The 18570-nt window shown below is 65.0% G+C and carries 15 protein-coding genes; 12 read left to right on the forward strand and 3 right to left on the reverse strand.

From position 1 onward, the window contains the following. Positions 1 to 26 precede the first annotated feature (26 nt). From IEZ11_RS22030 to IEZ11_RS22050, 5 genes are all read left to right on the forward strand, one after another. Positions 27 to 2237: an MMPL family transporter gene (locus tag IEZ11_RS22030; RefSeq protein ID WP_189264532.1), complete on the forward strand. Its 2211-nt coding sequence runs from the start codon at positions 27 to 29 to the stop codon at positions 2235 to 2237. 122 nt (positions 2238 to 2359) lie between these two features. Then, complete coding sequence (locus IEZ11_RS22035; protein WP_189264533.1) at positions 2360 to 2878, forward strand: YbaK/EbsC family protein; 519 nt, start codon at positions 2360 to 2362, stop codon at positions 2876 to 2878. Further along, positions 2875 to 3618, forward strand: a complete 744-nt coding sequence (locus IEZ11_RS22040; RefSeq protein WP_189264534.1) for a DMT family transporter — start codon at positions 2875 to 2877, stop codon at positions 3616 to 3618. Before IEZ11_RS22035 ends, IEZ11_RS22040 begins: the two co-directional genes overlap by 4 nt. Positions 3619 to 4119: 501 nt before the next feature. Continuing rightward, entirely contained in the window at positions 4120 to 7755 is a 3636-nt protein-coding gene (locus tag IEZ11_RS22045) for an NACHT domain-containing protein (protein ID WP_189264535.1), read from the forward strand. Between the two features lie 20 nt (positions 7756 to 7775). Beyond that, entirely contained in the window at positions 7776 to 8717 is a 942-nt protein-coding gene (locus IEZ11_RS22050) for a restriction endonuclease (protein ID WP_189264536.1), read from the forward strand. An 86-nt stretch (positions 8718 to 8803) separates the two neighbouring features. On the opposite strand, the gene IEZ11_RS22055 is transcribed toward IEZ11_RS22050, so the two are convergent. Further along, positions 8804 to 10096: an NsdA family TPR-like regulatory protein gene (locus tag IEZ11_RS22055; RefSeq protein WP_229713280.1), complete on the reverse strand. Its 1293-nt coding sequence runs from the start codon at positions 10094 to 10096 to the stop codon at positions 8804 to 8806. A gap of 313 nt (positions 10097 to 10409) precedes the next feature. Here IEZ11_RS22055 and IEZ11_RS22060 point away from each other — a divergent pair, with 313 nt between their 5' ends. Both IEZ11_RS22060 and IEZ11_RS22065 read left to right on the forward strand, forming a co-directional pair. Continuing rightward, positions 10410 to 10973 (forward strand): ATP-binding protein, encoded by a 564-nt coding sequence (locus IEZ11_RS22060; protein WP_189264538.1) that lies wholly within the window; start codon positions 10410 to 10412, stop codon positions 10971 to 10973. Between the two features lie 310 nt (positions 10974 to 11283). Next, positions 11284 to 11580 (forward strand): hypothetical protein, encoded by a 297-nt coding sequence (locus IEZ11_RS22065; RefSeq protein ID WP_189264539.1) that lies wholly within the window; start codon positions 11284 to 11286, stop codon positions 11578 to 11580. Between the two features lie 406 nt (positions 11581 to 11986). Here the strand turns inward: IEZ11_RS22065 and IEZ11_RS22070 are convergent, their stop codons facing one another. Continuing rightward, the gene (locus tag IEZ11_RS22070; protein ID WP_189264540.1) at positions 11987 to 12766 is read right to left on the reverse strand and encodes a GntR family transcriptional regulator; all 780 of its coding nucleotides are present in this window, start codon (positions 12764 to 12766) and stop codon (positions 11987 to 11989) included. Positions 12767 to 12933: 167 nt separating this feature from the next. On the opposite strand from IEZ11_RS22070, the gene IEZ11_RS22075 reads away from it, so the two are divergent. The 5 genes from IEZ11_RS22075 to IEZ11_RS22095 all read left to right on the forward strand — a co-directional run bounded on the left by IEZ11_RS22075 (position 12934) and on the right by IEZ11_RS22095 (position 17049). Then, the gene (locus tag IEZ11_RS22075; protein WP_189264541.1) at positions 12934 to 13281 is read left to right on the forward strand and encodes an SCO3933 family regulatory protein; all 348 of its coding nucleotides are present in this window, start codon (positions 12934 to 12936) and stop codon (positions 13279 to 13281) included. After that, a complete protein-coding gene (locus tag IEZ11_RS22080; RefSeq protein WP_189264542.1) occupies positions 13281 to 14582 on the forward strand; it encodes an FtsK/SpoIIIE domain-containing protein in 1302 nt (433 codons plus the stop codon). The genes IEZ11_RS22075 and IEZ11_RS22080 overlap by 1 nt, the downstream gene beginning before the upstream one ends. Beyond that, entirely contained in the window at positions 14579 to 14776 is a 198-nt protein-coding gene (locus tag IEZ11_RS22085; RefSeq protein WP_189264543.1) for a hypothetical protein, read from the forward strand. Before IEZ11_RS22080 ends, IEZ11_RS22085 begins: the two co-directional genes overlap by 4 nt. A 376-nt stretch (positions 14777 to 15152) precedes the next feature. Beyond that, entirely contained in the window at positions 15153 to 16424 is a 1272-nt protein-coding gene (locus tag IEZ11_RS22090) for a replication initiator (RefSeq protein WP_373294954.1), read from the forward strand. A gap of 409 nt (positions 16425 to 16833) precedes the next feature. Further along, positions 16834 to 17049 carry a hypothetical protein gene (locus IEZ11_RS22095; RefSeq protein WP_189264544.1) on the forward strand — a complete coding sequence of 72 codons (216 nt, stop codon included), beginning with the start codon at positions 16834 to 16836 and terminating at the stop codon, positions 17047 to 17049. Between the two features lie 68 nt (positions 17050 to 17117). On the opposite strand, the gene IEZ11_RS22100 is transcribed toward IEZ11_RS22095, so the two are convergent. Next, the gene (locus IEZ11_RS22100; RefSeq protein ID WP_189264545.1) at positions 17118 to 18566 is read right to left on the reverse strand and encodes a recombinase family protein; all 1449 of its coding nucleotides are present in this window, start codon (positions 18564 to 18566) and stop codon (positions 17118 to 17120) included. Positions 18567 to 18570: the final 4 nt, after the last annotated feature.

An 18570-nucleotide genomic window follows, 5' to 3' on the forward strand; every position in this document is an offset into this window, starting at 1 on the left:
CACGACCTGACCTGGAGTACGCCCTCGTGGCCACGTTCCTCTACAAACTGGGCCGGTTCGCCTTTCGGCGGCGGCACTTCGTCGCCCTCATATGGGTGGCGCTGCTGACGCTGGCCGGCGTCGGCGCGGCCAACGCACCCGCCGCCGGAAGCACCTCCTTCTCCATCCCCGGAACCGAGGCCCAGAAGGCCTTCGACCTGCTGGACCAGCGTTTCCCCGGCTCCAGCTCGGACGGTGCCACCGCACGCGTGGTCTTCAAGGCGCCGGCCGGCGAGAAGATGACGGACAAGCTCAACAAGGCGACCGTCGAGAAGACCGTGAAGGAACTGGCCGACGGTTCCGAGGTCGTCTCCGTCGCCGATCCCTACCAGGCGAACACCGTCAACAAGGGCGGGACCGTCGCCTACGCCTCGGTGCGGTACGAGGTCTCCGGCACCGAGCTGAAGGACTCCTCCCGTACCGCCCTGGAGGACGCCGCCCAGCAGGCGCGCGACGCCGGGCTGACCGTCGAGGTCGGCGGCGACGCGCTCCAGACCGGGGCCGACGCGGGAGGCGCCGGTGAGGCCATCGGCCTCGCCATCGCCGCCGTCGTCCTCGTCATCACCCTGGGCTCACTGGTCGCGGCCGGACTGCCGCTGCTGACGGCGGTCATCGGCGTCGGTATCGGTGTCTCCACCATCACCGTCCTCGCCAAGGCGCTCGACCTCGGTGACACCACGTCCACGCTGGCGCTGATGATCGGTCTCGCCGTCGGCATCGACTACGCGCTGTTCATCGTCTCCCGCTACCGCGGCGAGCTCGCCGAGGGCCGCGACCGCGAGGAGGCGGTCGGCCGCGCCGCCGGCACGGCCGGCTCGGCGGTGGTCTTCGCCGGCCTCACGGTCGTGATCGCGCTGGCGGGTCTCTCGGTCGTCGGCGTGCCGATGCTGACGAAGATGGGCCTCGCCGCGGCGGGCACGGTCGTGGTCTCCGTCCTCATCGCGCTGACCATGATCCCGGCGATGCTCGGTTACGCGGGGCGGCGGGTCCGGGCCGCGGGCGAGAAGCGCCGGACGCGTGCCGGTGCCGCCCGCCAGGACAAGCCCGGCCTGGGCGCCCGCTGGGCGAGCTTCGTGGTCCGCCGCCCGGCGGCCGTGCTGCTGCTCGGCGTGGTCGGACTGGGCGCCGTCGCGCTCCCGGCCACCCAGCTGGAACTGGGCCTGCCCGACGACAGCTCGCAGCCCACGTCGACCACCCAGCGCCGGGCCTACGACCTGCTGTCGGAGGGCTTCGGCCCCGGCTTCAACGGGCCCCTGATGATCGTGGTCGACGCCAAGGACAGCGACGCGCCCAAGGCCGCGGCCACCAAGGTGGCCCACGAGATCAAGAGCCTGAAGGACGTCGCCACGGTGACCCCGGCGGCGTTCAACAAGGCCGGCGACACCGCGACGATCACGGTCGTCCCGGACTCCAAGCCCTCCTCCGTGCAGACCGAGGACCTGGTGCACGCCATCCGCGACCAGGGCACCGACGTCAGGGCGGACACCGGCGCCCAGGTCCTCGTCACCGGCACCACCGCGATGAACATCGACTTCTCGCAGAAGCTCAACGACGCGCTGGTCCCGTACCTGGCGCTGGTGGTCGGCCTCGCCTTCCTCCTGCTGATCGCGGTCTTCCGCTCCGTCCTGGTCCCGCTGAAGGCGGCTCTCGGCTTCCTGCTCAGCGTGCTCGCCGCGCTCGGCGCCGTCGTCGCGGTCTTCCAGTGGGGCTGGCTCGGCGGCCTGCTCGGCGTCGAGCAGACCGGCCCGATCATGTCGATGATGCCGATCTTCATGGTGGGCGTGGTCTTCGGTCTCGCCATGGACTACGAGGTGTTCCTCGTGACCCGGATGCGCGAGGCGTACGTCCACGGCGAGACGCCCGGCCAGGCCGTGGTGACCGGCTTCCGGCACAGCGCGCGGGTGGTGGCCGCCGCCGCGATCATCATGATCTCCGTCTTCGGAGGCTTCATCACCTCCAGCGAATCCATGATCAAGATGATCGGGTTCGGCCTCGCCATCGCCGTCTTCTTCGACGCGTTCGTCGTCCGCATGGCGATCGTCCCGGCGGTGCTCGCCCTGCTCGGCAGGAGCGCCTGGTGGCTGCCGAAGTGGCTGGACCGGCTGCTGCCCAACGTCGACGTCGAGGGCGAGGGCCTGCGCACCCTGTCCGACGACGCCGGCAGGGACGACGAGGACCGGGAGCTCGTACGCGCCTGACGTACGGCTCGTGACAGACCGCCGGTGAGGGTCCGTGGGGACGGGGCGCCCTCACCGGCTTCGTCGTGCGCCCCGCGCTTAACCACTCGCCGGGCCTTCCCCCGTCCCGTTAGCGTGCCCCCATGACGACAGCCGCCACTGACGCCGACGCCGGGGACTCCGGCGCCCATCCCCGCTTCGCCGCCGCCCTGGAGGAACTGGGCCTCGGGACACTCGCCTCGCGGATCCGGCGGTTCCCGGACGCCACCCGGACCGCGGCCGAGGCCGCCGCGGCGGTCGGGTGCGAGCTGGGCGAGATCTGCAAGTCGCTGATCTTCGCGGCCGACGGGGTGCCGGTGCTGGTGCTGATGGACGGCGCCTCCCGGGTCGACCTGGAACTGGTCCGCAAGGAACTCGGCGCCGGGCAGGTGACCCGGGCCAGGGCGGACGTCGTACGCGAGACGACCGGGTACGCCATCGGCGGCGTGCCGCCCTTCGGGCACCGCACGCGCACGCGCGTGCTCGCCGACCGGGAGCTGCTCCGCCACGACGTGGTGTGGGCCGCCGCCGGCAACCCCCACGCCGTCTTCCCGATCGCGCCCGCCGCCCTGGTGGCACACGCCGGCGCCACCGTCGTGGACGTGCGCGAGCCCACCGCGTGACCCCACTGGTCACCGCGGCCGTCCTGTTCGCCGCGGTCACGCACGCCAGTTGGAACGCCATCGCCCACCGGATCACCGACAAGCTCGTCGGCTCCTCGCTGATTGCCGGCGGGGGCGTGCTGATCGGCCTGCTGCTGATGCCGTTCTCCGCCGTACCGGCGGCCGGCGCATGGCCGTACCTGACCGCCTCCGCGGTCGTCCATGTCGCCTACTTCGCGCTGCTGATGCTCTCCTTCCGGCTCGGTGACTTCGGGCAGGCCTACCCGATCGCGCGCGGCACCGCCCCGCTGCTGGTCACGCTGTTCGCCGCCGTGTTCGCGCACGAGGTGCCCGACGCCCCGGCGGCCGCGGGCATCGCCGTGTGCTGCGCCGGGCTCACCGGGGTCGCCCTGTGGGGGCTGCGCGGCCGCCGCCCCGACCGGACGGCGATCGGGGCCGCCCTCGCCACCGGCCTGACGATCGCCGCGTACACCGTCCTGGACGGCCTCGGGGTACGGGCCTCGGGATCCCCGGTGGGTTACATCGCCTGGCTGACGGCCCTCCAGGGCCTCGTGATCCCGGCGTACGCGCTGTACCGCAGACGCGGCGAACTGCTCACCGCGGCCCGCCCGTTCGCGGCCCTGGGGCTCTTCGGAGCCCTGCTGTCCGTCCTCGCCTACGGACTGGTCCTGTGGGCCCAGACCCGCGCCGAACTCGCCCCGGTCGCCGCGCTGCGCGAGTCGTCAGTCAACTCTTGCTGATGCGGTAATAACTTCGCTGGTCGGAAGGTTGCATGAGGTCATCCCGCATGTCCTGTGTCACCGTGCGCTCTGAGCAACGGCAGCTCAACCGGTGAGCACGCGGTTCCTCCTGCATCGACTGCGGGCTGTGTCCGCCTCGCTAGTGGAAGCACGACCGAGTGACGTGGGTCAAGCCGTCGTTCCTCTCTCGGGCGGCAGCAAGCCGTAGGAACGACGGTTTGACCCATGTCAAGCCGCGTTCGCAGATCTTTTAATAACACTCACAGCAGGACGCCTAGCCAAGGCTGATTCGGCAACGCGATCCCACACACCGTCGTGGTGCACGAAACTTGCCCAGAGTTCGCTGGCTTCTGCAGCGGCGGTCGACGCCTTGATCACACCGCTCTCTGTGAGGTTTCCGCCCCCCAGTCAACCGCTTACCGCTGTTCAAGACCGTGATCTCTGCAAGAATGAGCCTGGGTAACGGTCAGCACACCGAATAGAGCACTTAACGGGGGCGTCGTGGCAACCAGTGGCGGCCGGGCTAATGAAGCTGGAAGTCTTCACCGAAGCGGCTTTGCCGCCCTATTGGCGGCTTATGGCTTGCGAGGTATATCACTGCCCTTTTTTGGGACCGATCACGGAAATGTCACTGTGTCCTCCCTGCAGTTTGAGACCGAAGATGCAGTTGATGACATTAGATGCAATATGGCTGACGGAAGCTATGCCGTAATTCAAGCCAAAAGGACTTGTGGGAACGATAAGCATCTAGTGGCCACCGTCGATCAATGGGTACGACAGCTCTCTAGTCTTGGTGATGGCGACAGAATCGCGATCGTAGTCAGGAACCCGAAAGGTCCAATCAAGCACCTCAAAGAGGCTTTGGATAATAACCGTGCAGATTTCCCAAGGTCGCCCACCCAGCAAATGATAGAAGCCCTTAATGTGCTATCTGCCCGAATGCCGGAAAGTATTGAAATTCGAGATAAGGACAAACTTATAAAGCAGGCATACTGCATTGAAGCTCGGACGGAGAAGGAAGGTGACAGTCATTTCGATATTGCAGTAGCGCTACTTGATGGAGTTGTCGTTGAGCGCGGGTTCGGTATCGTGGCAGTGAAGATCTTGCAGCGGAATTTCCAGGAGGGTGCCGCAACTGGAGTTGGATCGACCGTAAAAGACTGGATACGTTGGTTCCAAGCAGGAGGATTGCAACCCAGACCTAACGCCAGCGGATCGCCCGGCCAGCAGGAGGCCGCAGAGGTTGCGGCTCGATCCGAGTTCCTCAAAGAAACTAAAAAGCTAGCGGATAAACTCCATTACTCCCTGCTAGCCGATGATCTACCTGTCCTCGAAGTCCCCGATCTCGCTCGAACTTTTCAAGCTTCTATTACGGGCAACAAGGAGGGGGCAGGCGAAAATAGACTTCTTATTTCCATTGCGCGCCGATGGCGACGGTTTTTCCTTGTAGGCTTGCCCGGGTCTGGGAAGTCCGTAGCTGTACGCCAAATTGCAGCACACTGGGCCGACCAACCTGGTGCACCCCTCCCCATCGTTGTGTCCCTCAAGAGGGTGGCTGAAAATGTGATCGAACCGACAGACGTCACATTGGATCTGCTTATAGATGTAGCGATCAGCGGCAGGAGCTCCGAACAAAAGATTCTATTGAAGCGTGCCATGCTGGAAAGCATTGGAAACGGCTCTGCGGCTATCATCATGGACGGCCTGGACGAGTGTAGATCCCTGGCGGGCGTAGTCTCCATTGGAATCCAGCAAATTATCGGAAGACTGCATGGCTGTAATGCTGTCATCGTGACGGGTCGGGAAAGTTCACTACTTGCCGCGCAGAAGCTGAACCTTCCCACGGCTCGACTTACAGAGCCTGCATTCCTGGAAACGAATATGGCGAGACTTCTATCAGCCATTGCCGATCTGCGTATTCCAGAAGATGAGCGTGAGTTTTGGCTAGCCGAGAAGAAGCGAAACCTTTCAGCTTCCAAAGCGCAGCACCCAGACATCTGGAGTGTTCCCCTCCTCGCGACCATGTTGACACTTCTATCTGCGACGACAGACAATGCCTCATTGCCGGCAAACAGGGCTAAAATCCTTTACCTGGTGATTCAAACGAGCATACGCAAGTGGGAGTTGGGCCGCGGGATAGAGCCCCCGGGCGGATGGAATGACAAACTGAATTCTGCGAAGTTGTTGGATGGATTTGCGACGATCGGGCACGCGATCAATCATGCCTCGTCCAGCAGTTCGGCAGACGTTGATCTAGCACTGCTTTCAATGCTAAGTAAAAGATGGGCGGCACCTAGGGGAGAGGCGGAATTCGTAGCACCGGATATCAGATGGTTTTGGGATCAGAACGTTGGCGTTTTCGTTGCAATCGATAGCGGTCGAGCCACATCCGCTCGAAGTCGGCAGTTCATCGAAATAGCAGAAGCGATATGGGCTTCGCAGCAAGAAAAACAGGATGTCATCTTGTGGCTGACTGAAATGGTTCGCGATAGCGGAATGCAGGAAGCCGTTGTTTTGGCTGCGGGTCTGTCTCCTGAGGTTGCAGAAGCGCTACTAGATGTCCTGTCGCGCGAGGAAGACATCAACTCCAAACTGCAGGTGATGTCGTGGCTACTCCTTTCGCAGGAGAACGAGATCACGCTTCCGATAACTCGCCTAAAGATTTTGATCGAGATGGCTTGCGATATTTATTCCGCATTTCTCACAGGTGAAGTTTCCGCAAATCAGATGACCGACGAGCCTTCGGGCGCGGGGAAAACCGGCCGACTCAGGTACGAGCGGGTCAATCGGCAGCTTGAATTTGACGGACCGGGGTGGAAGCAGATTTCGCATCTTGCTCAAGTTCCTATACCTAGCGAACTTCGGCCCGTGCGAGATACTAGGTTCGCGAAGCTCGAGATCGATACATATAAGAGGAATGTGCTAAGCGCCCTAACGGCCCTCACAGATGCCGGCACAGATGGTGCACCTCTTACCCCGGTTCAAGCGCATGCAGTTCGAACACTGTTTCAGGAAGAGTTGGCACACGAGGATGGAGGGGTATTGCAGGTATCAAGGCGATCCTTCCGGATCACCTCCCGCCCTGTAACTCAACTATCTGGGCACTATTCTGCTGGGCTGCTAGCGGTTAAGTACCTAGACGAACTGGGGCCTAGTGTTTATGGGCATCTTAAGACTCTCGCGAAAAGTGGACCGGCATCAAAATATTTTGAAATAGCCCGACCGCTCAGACTTGCAGGGGTTGAGATTGAAGGTACCTGGACATCATCCAAGGCTTTCAAGCAATTGCAGGAAGCTTTTGGGGATGACGACTTCTGGGACGGCATTCTAGAGCCGATTTCGCAAATATCCAAACTCGGCATCCCTGCGCCCCCAGCCTGCACAGATAGAAGCTGGCGGATGCCAGACCTGGTCGCCCTTTTTGAAACTATCGGCATTGCGGAGGTCGGCATACAAGATTACCGCTTCGCGATTGACTTTGATTCCGAGCACCTCGCTCTATGGCTAGGCACTTTCGCCAACGTATGTGGTATTGACTCCTCTGCGTGTGCCCAGCAAGCAATTCAGGTACTGGATGATGAGGCAGAATTGAGGCTGTATACGTATGACTTCCTCTTCACTTCGCTGAATCATCCGGATCCAGAGCCACTCGCCGCGAGCACAGATGACATTCGGACCCTGGTGTCAATCATTAGCGAAGCGCGATCCGACTGGATGGCCTCGACCGCTGCGATGCTTCTATGTAATCTCGCGGACGTTCGTGCTTTGCCGCACCTTGCGCAACTATCGAACGATCTACCTTCCGACCGTGGAAGGCTAACAACTGCTGCACTAATTCTTAGTTCACCGGATCCGGTGCAGGCAGCTGGTCAGATGTACGAGTCGGGAAATCCGGTCATCAGGTGTGGCGTCGCGATGGCCGTGTCTATGATGGCATCAGATGAACCAGGACTCTCCCACCTGCGTCAGTTGTTGCTTTCTGATGAAGATGCCACAGTTCGCTGGTACACGGTGGTTGATGACTCCGCTTATACGGAGGCTGGCGCCGACTACTGGTCATGCCCTGTCTGCGCAGGCATAAATGGCATTGAGAGTTCTGATTGTGGACACTGCGATACGGGCTCAAAGTCAATATAGGGAACGTCGAATCGGGAAACATGACGGTCAAGTCAGTCGAATTCGAGCAGCTCACAGCGAAGATCGTCGGCGAACTAGAGAAAACCGCTCAGGTCACTTGGAACGACCACATCATTGGGAAGCGATCGGGTATTAGGCGTCAAATCGATGTCTCAATTCGGCGATTTGATCCGGACTTTCTAGGGGTACTCGATGCCAAAGATTACAAGCGGCCGGCGACAATTGAGCGCATAGACGCCCTGACCGGCGTGATGGGGGACGTCGAGGCCAACTATGGAGCCCTCGTATGCAGCGGGGGATTTGCCAAAAGTATTCACAGATATGCGAGAGCGTGTGGCATTTCGCTGCTAAATATCCATGATGCACAGTCTCTAAATTGGTCCCTTGAGTTGAAAATTCCTATTATCTGGACGGAATTGACACCTCTTGTGCGCGTGGTAGGAGTCGCCGCGTTCGAGGTTGGGGATAGCTTTATTACTGACGATCCGAGAGGCTTGCAGGTAACCACGGACGGTGGCGTTACCATCGCTAATCCTCTGTCGACATTTGAACGGTACTGGAACCGTTCTGATGCAGATCGCAGGATAGATGTGCCTCATATGTTGACTTTCAACCAGCAAGTCGAGGCATTCGTAGTCGACGTCGGGGGGAGTCCCCGCCTGCGCCCAGTCGGGAGGTACGGGATCGAATATGTCGTCGAGTCACACACGTGGCTTGGAAAATTCGAACCGGACGAGTGTCGTGGGGTTGTCGATTATCTAGACGGTCAGGCGTTTATCGCTTCACATCTTCCCGAGAGTGCAATTCCCGTACGGCGTGATGATTCATGGGAATCAATAGAAGATCCGAGCAAGTTTGCGCTGAAGCCGCAGGGTACGATTGTGGTATGTCAGCAACCGGTGCTTCTGAGTGACGCAAAGGTTGAGGCGCTCGACGTAAAGTTTCTTGGTCCGCATGATTGATCAGTCCGATTTTTCAAATGCCGACCATAAGGGGTTAGCTGACATGGCTCTGTCACAGGAACAGGGCGCACGTCTGCATGAGTGCCTCAGAAGGGAAGTTCGGGCCTTACGGCACCTCGCTTGATGGTCATGACCTGCTCGTGGAAGTCGCGTGTGGCGGCTTCGCGCGGGTATCTGGCGCGTAGTTCCTTGTCCAACTCGTCAGCGACTAAAAGCAGCGACGGGAGGGACTTGCGGTCGGCTTCGAGTGCTGTGGTGCCCATGCCGATGGCTTCTTCGATTTCGCCCATGCGGGCGGCGGCGACTCCGAGGGTGAGGCGGGCTTCTGCGGCGCGCATGGGGGAGATCTCGGTGCCGTCGGGACCGGTGCTGATGCGGATGACCGATCGGGCGTGGGATGCGGCGCGTTCGTCGTCTCCGAGGAGGCGGTAGGCGTCCATCTCGTAGAAGTCCCACTTGTCGGGGTCGATGATGAAGTGGTGTTCGGGGTGGTCGGGCCTGGGGAGTCGGTCCAGGCGGGCGCGGCCGGCGTCGAGGGAGTCGCGGACCAGTCGGGCGTCTCCCATGCGGGCGGCGGCGCGGGCTTTGTGGGCGTAGAGCTGGACGCCGACGGAGTGAGTCTGGTCGGCCATGTGTCCGGCCTCAACGGCGTTGAGCATGTCTTGCCAGCGGCTTTGGGTGAGGGCGAACCAGGCCTCGATCTCCCATGCCCATGCCTTGATCTCGCCGTGTCCGGCTTCCTCGCCGATCCGGAGTGCTGCGGCCTTGCTGAGGTTGGCGGCCTCGCGCTGGCCCCGGTCGTACTGGACGCACGCGTTGAGCAGGAACAGCCAGCCGGCGTCGACGAGTAGTTCCCGGTGCTGGCGCAGGGTCACTCGGCCTTCGAGCTGCTTGGTGACGTAGTGCAGTCCGTTGCGGGTGCGCTCGTGGAGATAGTCGGCGTTCGCGTAGGGGTAGGCGCGGGCGAGTTGGTTGATGCCCTCTTCGATCGATTCCAGGGCGGCGCTGTTGATGCTGGACATCTCGGTGCGGCGCAGCATCTCGGCGATGTCCCATATGCCCGCACCGCCCTGTGCGATCAGGGTGCTCGGATCCTCCGGCTGGGTGGTCTTGGCCGACTGTTCCAGCTCCCATGGGCGTGGGGAGAGTCCTGCGAGGTGGCCGGGGATGCGGAGGCCGTCCACCACTTCCAGGATCTTGTGGAACTGAGTGATGCGCGGGCGGACACCCATGCCGTCGGTCTCGGGCCTGGCCATCTTGCCGATGTGCTCGCGCTTGTAGCCGACGGCCTCGGAGATCTTGGCGTAGCTGACGTTTCCGTGGATCTTGGCGAGTCTGAAGACCTCGCCGAAGTCGTGGTTGGCGATCGCTGACCGCACGTCTGCGCGTTCCAGAACGTGAGGCGGCAGAGCGGCCGGTGTCGGTGCGGCTGCGGTCATCTCACTTCCCCATCGTGATTGACCAAATGTCTCTTCTGAATTGATCTTCGCGCCGTGTCCTGCTGGCGAGTCTACCCAGGGGCCTTCTCAAGTGGAGGGGCCCAAGTGGTCCCCGAGAGTGCCCGATTGGCTCGGGGTCCCCAAGAGGGGGGTCCCCAAGTGGGGGGAGCGACGTCTGTGACATCGGGTGCACCCTCGGGTCACCCTGCCGGGAGAGCCTCGGCAGACGTGATCAGGGCCGGTGATCGGTGTCATGGGTGCGAGGAGAGAACGGCGTTCGGAAGACCTGTTCAGCGAGTTAGACGCGTACGCCCACTGGTTCGTGGCGCCGGATCCGTCCGTCGGGCACTTCCTGACGCTGACGCTCTTCGCCGAGTGCAGCAGCACGGGGCGCATCGCGCGTGACACGACGTCCGTGTTCCTCCGCGGCGCGGTCCCGGACGACGTCATGTATGACGCGCAGCTGGCTGTCTCGGAACTGGTCGGCAACGTCGTGAACCACGCGGTTCCGGACCGCTGCCGGGCCCATGCCGGCGGCGCCCGGCGCATCGACGTGACCTTCAAGCTCTACCCGAAGTGGCTGTTCATCGGGGTCGCGGATGAGGACTCGACGCCCCCGCTGCTGCCCATGGGCGACTTCTACTCGCCGGAGCTGGTGACGGAGTTCTCAGAGGCGGTCCTGGCCGACACCGGCCGTGGACTGATGCTCGCCCAGCGGATGGCGGCAGCGGTGTGGTGGACACCGAAGCACGGCGGCGGCAAGACGGTCTGGTGCCGCTTCGATCTTGACGACGGAGTCGAATTCGGCTTGTCCTGATGATCTCCAGGCTGCTGCACCTGCACGCGACGCACGTCGAGGGGCGGCAGTCGGGGGCCGGAGATAGATCTTCCGGTGATCGGGGCGTGGCTCCTCGGGACTGTCCGCCGGGATCCCCACTCGGCCCCTGGGGGCCACGCTTCACAACCTCATACCGAGACCGGACCACCCCCGCGCCTGGCAGCAACCGGGGTGGTCCGGGAGGGGACACAGCGATCCCCGGTGCCCGATGGTACCGGGGTCGCTGTGCTGCGTATCCGCCCTGGGCCAAAGAGAGTTGACGATCTGTTACCAGAGCGGGAGTGACGCGGTGACTGGCGCAAGTGATGAGTGGATCGGTGACGGGCTCGACGCCACGGGCACGGACTTCGGGCTCTGGGTGTCCGGGATTGACTACATCGCCGGATGGCGGGACGCGAGGGAGAGCGCCGACCGGCTTAACCGCGCATTTCTGGGCGCGGGCTTCGAGCTGTCGGAGTTACGGGCCGTCGGCTCGACCTACGACGACGGGCGCGGGGCCGTGCGCTTCGTCGGCTGGCCCGGTGCGGTGGAGCGTCTCGCCGCGCTCCTGGAGGCGCGTGCGGATGGCGACGGCGGTGCAGCATGAGGGGCATTTCCGCTGGTGAGTGGAGTGCGTGGGCACGTCGCCGGCCGTCGAGACTTTGGGCGGTAGCTGCCATGGGGCGAGTGAACAGGGGGCCTTACGCTCGCCAGCGGATTGGGCAGTCCTTGGACCTGCCCGCAAGAGCCCGATCGGCCCCCTGTTCTTCGAGGCTCGCCCCATGGGAGCTGCCTAAAGTCTCGGCAGCCGGCGACCCCCAGCCCGCCACACCCCGGCCCCCGCGGCCGGTCGTCGCCTCGACTTCTTGGGTGCGCTGTGGGCGGGGGCGTCGGGCGACCGGACGGGACCGGCGGGCACGCCGCACGCCCGGCCGGGGCGGCCGGGCGCCCCGGCGCGCCGCAGGCGCGCCCTTGAGGAAGTGAAGGCTGTTTCGACCGATCCTCGGCCCAGCTCACGGGCGGGTGCGTCGCGCGGGCTGCTTGTCGGCGGTGATCCGGTAAGCGAGTTCGGCACGGTCCGCCCCGAAGCGCAGCTCTTCGAGCATAAGAGGGCGCTCGTCGGCATCGTGCGCGACGCGGGCGACGTGCAGGACCGGGGTCGCGTCCGGGAGCTGGAGCGCGGCGCGCTCGTCGGGCAGCGGCATGTGCGCGCGTACCGTCTCGGTCCACGTCAGGTTGTGTCCGGCCTGGGCCAGTACCCAGTAGACCGCTGCCGCCGGTTTGCACGGCTCTTCGCCGAGCAGGGGGACGGCTTCGGCGACCTCGAACGGGATCAGCGTCCGGTGCATTGCACGCGTACCGGTGCCGGGATCGATGAGCAGCCGGTCGCACCCGAACAGGGCCTCTTCCTCACCGAGTTGAAGCAGGCGGCCGGTGCTCTTTGTGGTGCGGGTCCGGTAAGTGTGCGGCTCCTCGGCTTCCTGCCAGATGTCGCCGGTGGGCATGACGAACTTGCCCTCGCGGGTGCGGCTGATGCGCCGCTCCAGGGTGAGGGTGGGCTGTCCCGAAGAGCGGACGAAGCTGCCCTTGCCGTGGCGCACATCGATCAAGCCTTCCGTTCGCAGAGCTGCGATGGCATTGCGGACGGTGGGTCGGGACACGGCGTAGCGGGTCATGAGCTGGGCTTCGGACGGAAGCAGGGAGTCGGGGGCGAACTCGCCCGACAGGATCGCTTCGCGGATGGCGGCGGCCACCTGCTGGTAAAGGGCTCCGGGGCGCTGGATCTCCGACATCTGGGCATCTCCGGCGGGTCGAGGTCGTAGGCACGTCGCACGTGCGACATCACTCGTCAGCATAAGTACTTGCGCACTCGCCGTACAGGACTTCATAGTCATCACTCGTAAGGACAAGTGACGTCAGAGCAAGTCTGACACCTCGACTGGCCAGGGAGGCCGAAGAAATGCAGTCCATTCCCGTGGACACGGCGCGGCTGGGCGTACTGCGGTGCGCCATCGCACCCGAAGCGAAGATCACCAACAGCGAGACACAGGAGGTGAAGAGGGATCGGGACGGCAACCCGGTCTGGACCGTGGCGGTCACCGTGCGGCAGGACGGGCGCCGGATCTCCGTCATCGAAATCGCCGTCAGCGGCCAGCCCAGGGGCATCGAGGAAGGCCAGATCCTCAAGGTCACCGGACTGACCGCGTTCATGTGGTCGATGGGCGACCGGCACGGCGTCAGCTTCCGCGCCGACGCCATCACCCCCATGCACGGAACCCCCGTGCAGAGCAAAGGCGGTGACGCGTGATGGGACCCATCCTGATCGCGTTCGCTCTCGCCGTGCTGGCCTGGATGCTGGTCGTCGGTGACCTGGTGCGCCGACATCGTCCGGTCTGGCACTGGTACCTCGCCGGCTACCCGGCCACCGCCTTCCGGGTGGTGGCGACCTGGCGCAGGGTCGCACTGCTCAACGACCTGTCGGTGTCGCGGCGCCCGCCCCGCGGGCTCCTCGGCGACCTGGTCGTCAAGGGCGACCCGCTCCGGCCGCTCATCCCGCGCGCCTCGTTCCCACGCGCCAGCCGTATGGGCCTGGCGGTGACCGTGCGCCTGCACGCCGGGCAGACCCCGGCGACGTACATGAAGGCGGCGGACGCGCTGGTGCACGCGTGGAAGGTCCACGCGGTCCGGGTTACCTCGCCGGAACGGGGGCTCGTCCTGCTGACGGCGACGGCCACGGATCCGCTTCAACGGCCCGGCTTAGCCACGGCTCCGGCTGAGCTGCTGTCGGCCCTCATCGGGGTCCTGGAGTCCGGTGGCGCCTGGGTGATGAACCTGCGGCTCGTGCCGCACTGGCTGATCGCCGGGGCCACCCGCTCCGGCAAATCCACCCTGCTGGCCCGGTTGATCACCCAGTTGGTGGCTCAGCCGGTTGCCCTGGTCGGGATCGACTGCAAGGGCGGCATGGAACTGGGCCTGTTCGCCGACCGGCTCAGCGCGCTGGCCACCTGCCGGAAAGAAGCGGTCACCGTGCTCTTCGCGCTGGCGGCCGACATGCGGGACCGCATGAGCGTGTGCCGGTCGGCCGGCGTCCGCTCGGTCTGGGAGCTCCCCGAGAAACTCCGCCCGGTGCCCATCGTCGTGATCGTCGACGAGATCGCGGAACTATACCTGTCCGACGGCACCCGCGAGAGCAAGACCGAGGCGGAGCAGTGCTCCACGCTCCTGCTCCGCCTGGCCCAGCTCGGTGCCGCCCTCGGCCTGCACCTGATCGTCGCCGGGCAACGCGTCGGCTCCGACCTCGGCCCTGGCGTCACCGCCCTGCGCGCCCAGCTCGGCGGCCGGATCTGCCACCGCGTCAACGACCCCGGCACCGCCGAAATGACCCTGGGCGACCTCAACAAGGACGCCGTGGCCGTCGCCCAGTCCATCACCGCAGAGGAACGCGGGGTGGCTGTCTGCACCGGCCCGGATGGCGGCTGGAGCCGCGCCCGCTCCCACCTCACACCCACCGAAGAGGCTGTGTCGACGGCCCGGAAGTACAGCGCGCTGACCCCTCAACTGCCCGCCCTCGTCCGCGCTCTCGCGGTAGTGGAAGGAGAGAGCAAGTGATCAGTGAAGGTACGGCCTACGGGTTCGCGGTGATCTTCGGGATCATCACCGTCCTCCTCGTCCGCTCCCGCGACGTCCGCCCCTGGGAAGCCGTGTGCGTCGGCCTCTTCGGCCTGTACGTCGGTCAGACCCCCGTGGGCCTCACGGTCCATGAACTCGTGACCTGGTTCATCAGCGGCTTCTCCCACCACTGAGCAGAAAGGGACCACCACCATGCCCATGCCCCGCGTGAGGTGCCCGTACTGCAAGGGCGACGGAGCAAGGAAGACCTGGACCGGACGGCTGCGGCGCTGCCGCGTCTGCCGTGGCACCGGCACCATCCGCTGACCCACAACCCCACCCGCCGGACCACCGAAGGGACAACCCCATGGATCTCGACGCACCACCACCCACCCACCGTGCCGCCTCGGCGGCTCACCCCGGAAGGTCACCACCATCATCCCGGAGTTCACCCCGGCTGACAGGCGCGCCGCCCTCGACCGCGCGGCGCGCCTGCGTCAGCTCCCCGAAACCGACCGCGACGCCATCCGCCTCGCCCAAGACCCTCAATTCCCGCGCTGGCTGAAGCAGATCACCGCAACCGGCGGCTGCGCCCACCCCGTCCACCTCTCCGGCTCCACCACCACCCTGGACGGCACCACCGGCGAGATCCTCCACCACTACGACACCCGCACCGAACCGTGCGAACGCCTCCTCGTCCGCTGCCGCAACCGCCGGGCGACCATCTGCCCCGCCTGCTCCCGCCTCCACGCCGGAGACACCTTCCACCTCGTCCGTGCGGGCCTGCTGGGCGGCAAGAACGTCCCCGCGACGGTCCGGCAGCGGCCCCGGCTCTTCGTCACCCTGACGGCGCCGTCCTTCGGTCCCGTCCACCGGTCAGGGGAAGCCTGCCGTCCCCGCCGCGACGGCGGAACCTGCCCGCACGGGCGGTCCCTCGGCTGCGGCGCCGTCCACGCCCCGGACTCTCCGGTCATCGGCCAACCGCTGTGCATCGACTGCTACGACTACACCGGCCACGTGCTGTGGCACGCGCACGCGTCCAAGCTGTGGGACCGGTTCGTTATCGATGTCCGGCGGCGCCTGGCCTCCTCGGTCGGCCTCGTGCAGTCCCGCTTTGCCGACCACGCCCGGCTGTCCTTCGCCCGCGTTGCCGAGTATCAGAAGCGGGCGGCCGTCCACGTCCACGCTGTCGTCCGCCTTGACGGGCCGAACGAGGCCGACGACGAACCCCCGGCCTGGGCCACCACTGAGCTACTGGCTGGCGCCGTGCGCGCCTCCGCCCGGCGGGTCCTGGTCCACACCCCCTACAGCGCGGCGGTGGGAGAGCTGGCACTGCGCTGGGGCGCCCAGGTCGACGCCCGGCCCCTCCGTACGAACGACGACGGCCCCGACGATGACGCGGTGGCCGCGTACGTGGCCAAGTACGTCACCAAGGGAGCCAGCGAGACAGGCGCCGGCACTGACTATCCACTCACCACCTGGGATGACATCGAGTCGGCACCCGTCAGCGAACATGTCCGCAACCTCATGCGGGCCTGCTGGCGCCTCGGCGGCCTCCCCGAGTACGAGCCTCTCCGCCTCCGGGAATGGACTCACACCCTCGGCTACCGGGGCCACATCCTCACCAAGTCCCGCGCCTACTCCACCACCTACGCAGCACTCCGCGCCGAACGCGCCCACCACATGGGTCACGTCGATGCCCCCGACACGATCACCGAACGGCACTGGCGCTACGTCGGGTCCGGCCACACCCCCGGCGCGGCTCTCATCGCCGTCGGTGTCGCTGAAGACATCGCCGCGAACCGTGAGATAGCGCGGGGACAGCGGGAGGTGCCCCGGTGACGCAACGCCACAGCGAGCAGTGGGCTCGGGCGGTTGAGCGTCAGGCGGCCAAGTTCCCCACGCAGATAGGGCCGAAAAGCGCTGCGAGGCTCGCGCGGCTTCTCGGTCCTGGACGCAAGGAGTAGGCCTCCTGCCCCTGCTGGGACCCCCTTTTATCAGCCACATTGGACAAGGTGCGCACTCGACCCCTACTTTGGTCCGCCATGACCCACACGGGTGAAGATCGGTACAGCCATTGACGAGGAGGGTGCGGTGAACCAGCGACGTTACTGCGCCAAGACCATTCCGCTCTGTGCTCCTTTGCGCGTAGTCATATCCCTGTGAAGGTCGGGCTCCGACAGCGGAGTCGCGAGGTGGCCTGATCGTCGGCATCGGCCGACAGCCACCGGGGGGTTGAGAGTGAGCCTCCATGGTCACCGTGGGCTGGGTTTCAGCCATCACCGCCGTCGTAGGTGGTGTCTTTCTGGTCTTCCGGTATTTCTGCAATCAGTTGGTCGGTGCTAGCCGGGACCTGATCCGTGTCATTCGCGCGATCCGCAAGGTTCGTGAGGAGTTGGCGGACAAGTCCAGCAAGCCGCCCACCGCACCGGTCTCGGAGGAGAGTGACGAGACCTCGACGGTTTGACCTGGGAAGCCCTCACCGATATGGCGAGGGCTTCCCTGCTGAGCGGGTGTTTGCCCCCGGAGAGCTGCTCAGTCGAGCGGGTTCGGCTCGATCTCCACCCGATCCGTGTCGAACCCCCTGCCCTTCCGCGTCGGCGGGCGAACGATCACGGCGGCGAACAGGAACCGGTAGATCGCGTTCATGCGGGCGTAGTCCTCCGCCTGCTCCAGCCTCTCCCAGTTGGCTTCGGCCTCCGGGCCGGCGATCCCCTCCAGCACGGCGACCGGCCGTTTGACGGTCTTGCGCTGCCGCTCCTTCATCCGCTTGATGATCGGCGCGCGCATGGCCTGAAAGTCGGCGGTCGTGAAGTCGTCGTCGCTGAGCCACAGTTCTTTCAGCTCGGTCAACTTCTCGCGGTCCTTCTCGTCGGCGATGACGTCAGCCTCGGGGCGTGTGGTCGTGGCGGGCTCGTAGCCGGAGGTGTCCAGCTTGGTCAGCACCTTGATCGCGACGTCCCGAACGAAGGCTTCCAGCGGCTCGGCCGAGACGGAACGGTTGCACTTCTGCTGGTCGGTGTTGTCGGAGCGGTTGCATCGGTAGTAGGGGCATCGGGCGCTGTTCGATCCGCCCATCCGTGCCCCACATGCGCACGTGGCGACTCCGCGCAGGATGTAGTTCCGGAGCGGCCGCTTCTTCGTGTCCCGGTGCTGCTGGGCGCGGTACTCCTTGAGCCGCTGTACTTCGTCCCACTGCCCCCGGTCGATGATGGCGGGCCACGTCCCGACGGCGACTTCCTCGCCCAGGTGGAACCGTAGGCCGGCCACGAAGTGGGACGACAGCAGATGCCGAACGTTCTCCGGATTCCACGCCTTGCCCTTGGACGTGGGGATGCCGCGTGCGGCGAGATCCTGCGCTATGAGGTTCGGTGACTCGCCGTCCAGGTAACGGCGGTAGACCTCACGGACGATCTCGGCTTCCTCCTCGACGATCGCACTTCCGTCCCCGGTGTAGCCGTACGGCCTGTTGCCCACGTGCGGCCGGCCTTCGCGGGCGTGGTCCTTCAAGGCGTCCTTGAGGCGGCGCGACGTGTCGTCCGAGGAGCGGCACGCGTGGGCGACCTCGATGTGCAGGATGAACCGGTCATCGGGGTCTGACAGATCACGCCGGTTCGCCTCGCCGTGCAGCAAGACCCGCTTGTCGTCGGCTATGGAGAGCAACTCCTCAAGGTCCTTGGGCTGCCGCATGAGTCGGTCGGGGTGGTAGACGATGACGTGCCGGATCTCCTCGTCCCCCATCGCCTTCAACATCGCTTCCCACCCCGGTCGCTTGCGGTTGCGCTGCCACGCCGAACGGTTGTTGTCCACGTAGACGTGGGTCGACTCGACGCGGAGCTGAAGCCGTTCGGCGATCTCACGGCAGATGCGTTCCTGCCGGTCCACCCCGGTCTGGTCCTCGTCGCGGGTGTGCGAGATGCGGCAGTAGATCGCCGCGCGCTCGCCCGGTGTCACTGTGGCCTTGGCTAACTTGGATCGGCTCATGACA

It is taken from the genome of Streptomyces fuscichromogenes, from assembly GCF_014645815.1.
In the GTDB taxonomy this organism is placed as follows: domain Bacteria; phylum Actinomycetota; class Actinomycetes; order Streptomycetales; family Streptomycetaceae; genus Streptomyces; species Streptomyces fuscichromogenes.

Excerpts from the sequence above, each read along its gene's own strand:
- IEZ11_RS22070 (WP_189264540.1), bottom strand. The coding sequence starts at position 12,766 with ATGTCGGAGATCCAGCGCCCCGGAGCCCTTTACCAGCAGGTGGCCGCC.
- IEZ11_RS22080 (WP_189264542.1), top strand. The coding sequence starts at position 13,281 with ATGGGACCCATCCTGATCGCGTTCGCTCTCGCCGTGCTGGCCTGGATG.
- IEZ11_RS22050 (WP_189264536.1), top strand. The coding sequence starts at position 7,776 with ATGACGGTCAAGTCAGTCGAATTCGAGCAGCTCACAGCGAAGATCGTC.
- IEZ11_RS22075 (WP_189264541.1), top strand. The coding sequence starts at position 12,934 with ATGCAGTCCATTCCCGTGGACACGGCGCGGCTGGGCGTACTGCGGTGC.
- IEZ11_RS22060 (WP_189264538.1), top strand. The coding sequence starts at position 10,410 with ATGGGTGCGAGGAGAGAACGGCGTTCGGAAGACCTGTTCAGCGAGTTA.
- IEZ11_RS22100 (WP_189264545.1), bottom strand. The coding sequence starts at position 18,566 with ATGAGCCGATCCAAGTTAGCCAAGGCCACAGTGACACCGGGCGAGCGC.
- IEZ11_RS22035 (WP_189264533.1), top strand. The coding sequence starts at position 2,360 with ATGACGACAGCCGCCACTGACGCCGACGCCGGGGACTCCGGCGCCCAT.
- IEZ11_RS22095 (WP_189264544.1), top strand. The coding sequence starts at position 16,834 with ATGGTCACCGTGGGCTGGGTTTCAGCCATCACCGCCGTCGTAGGTGGT.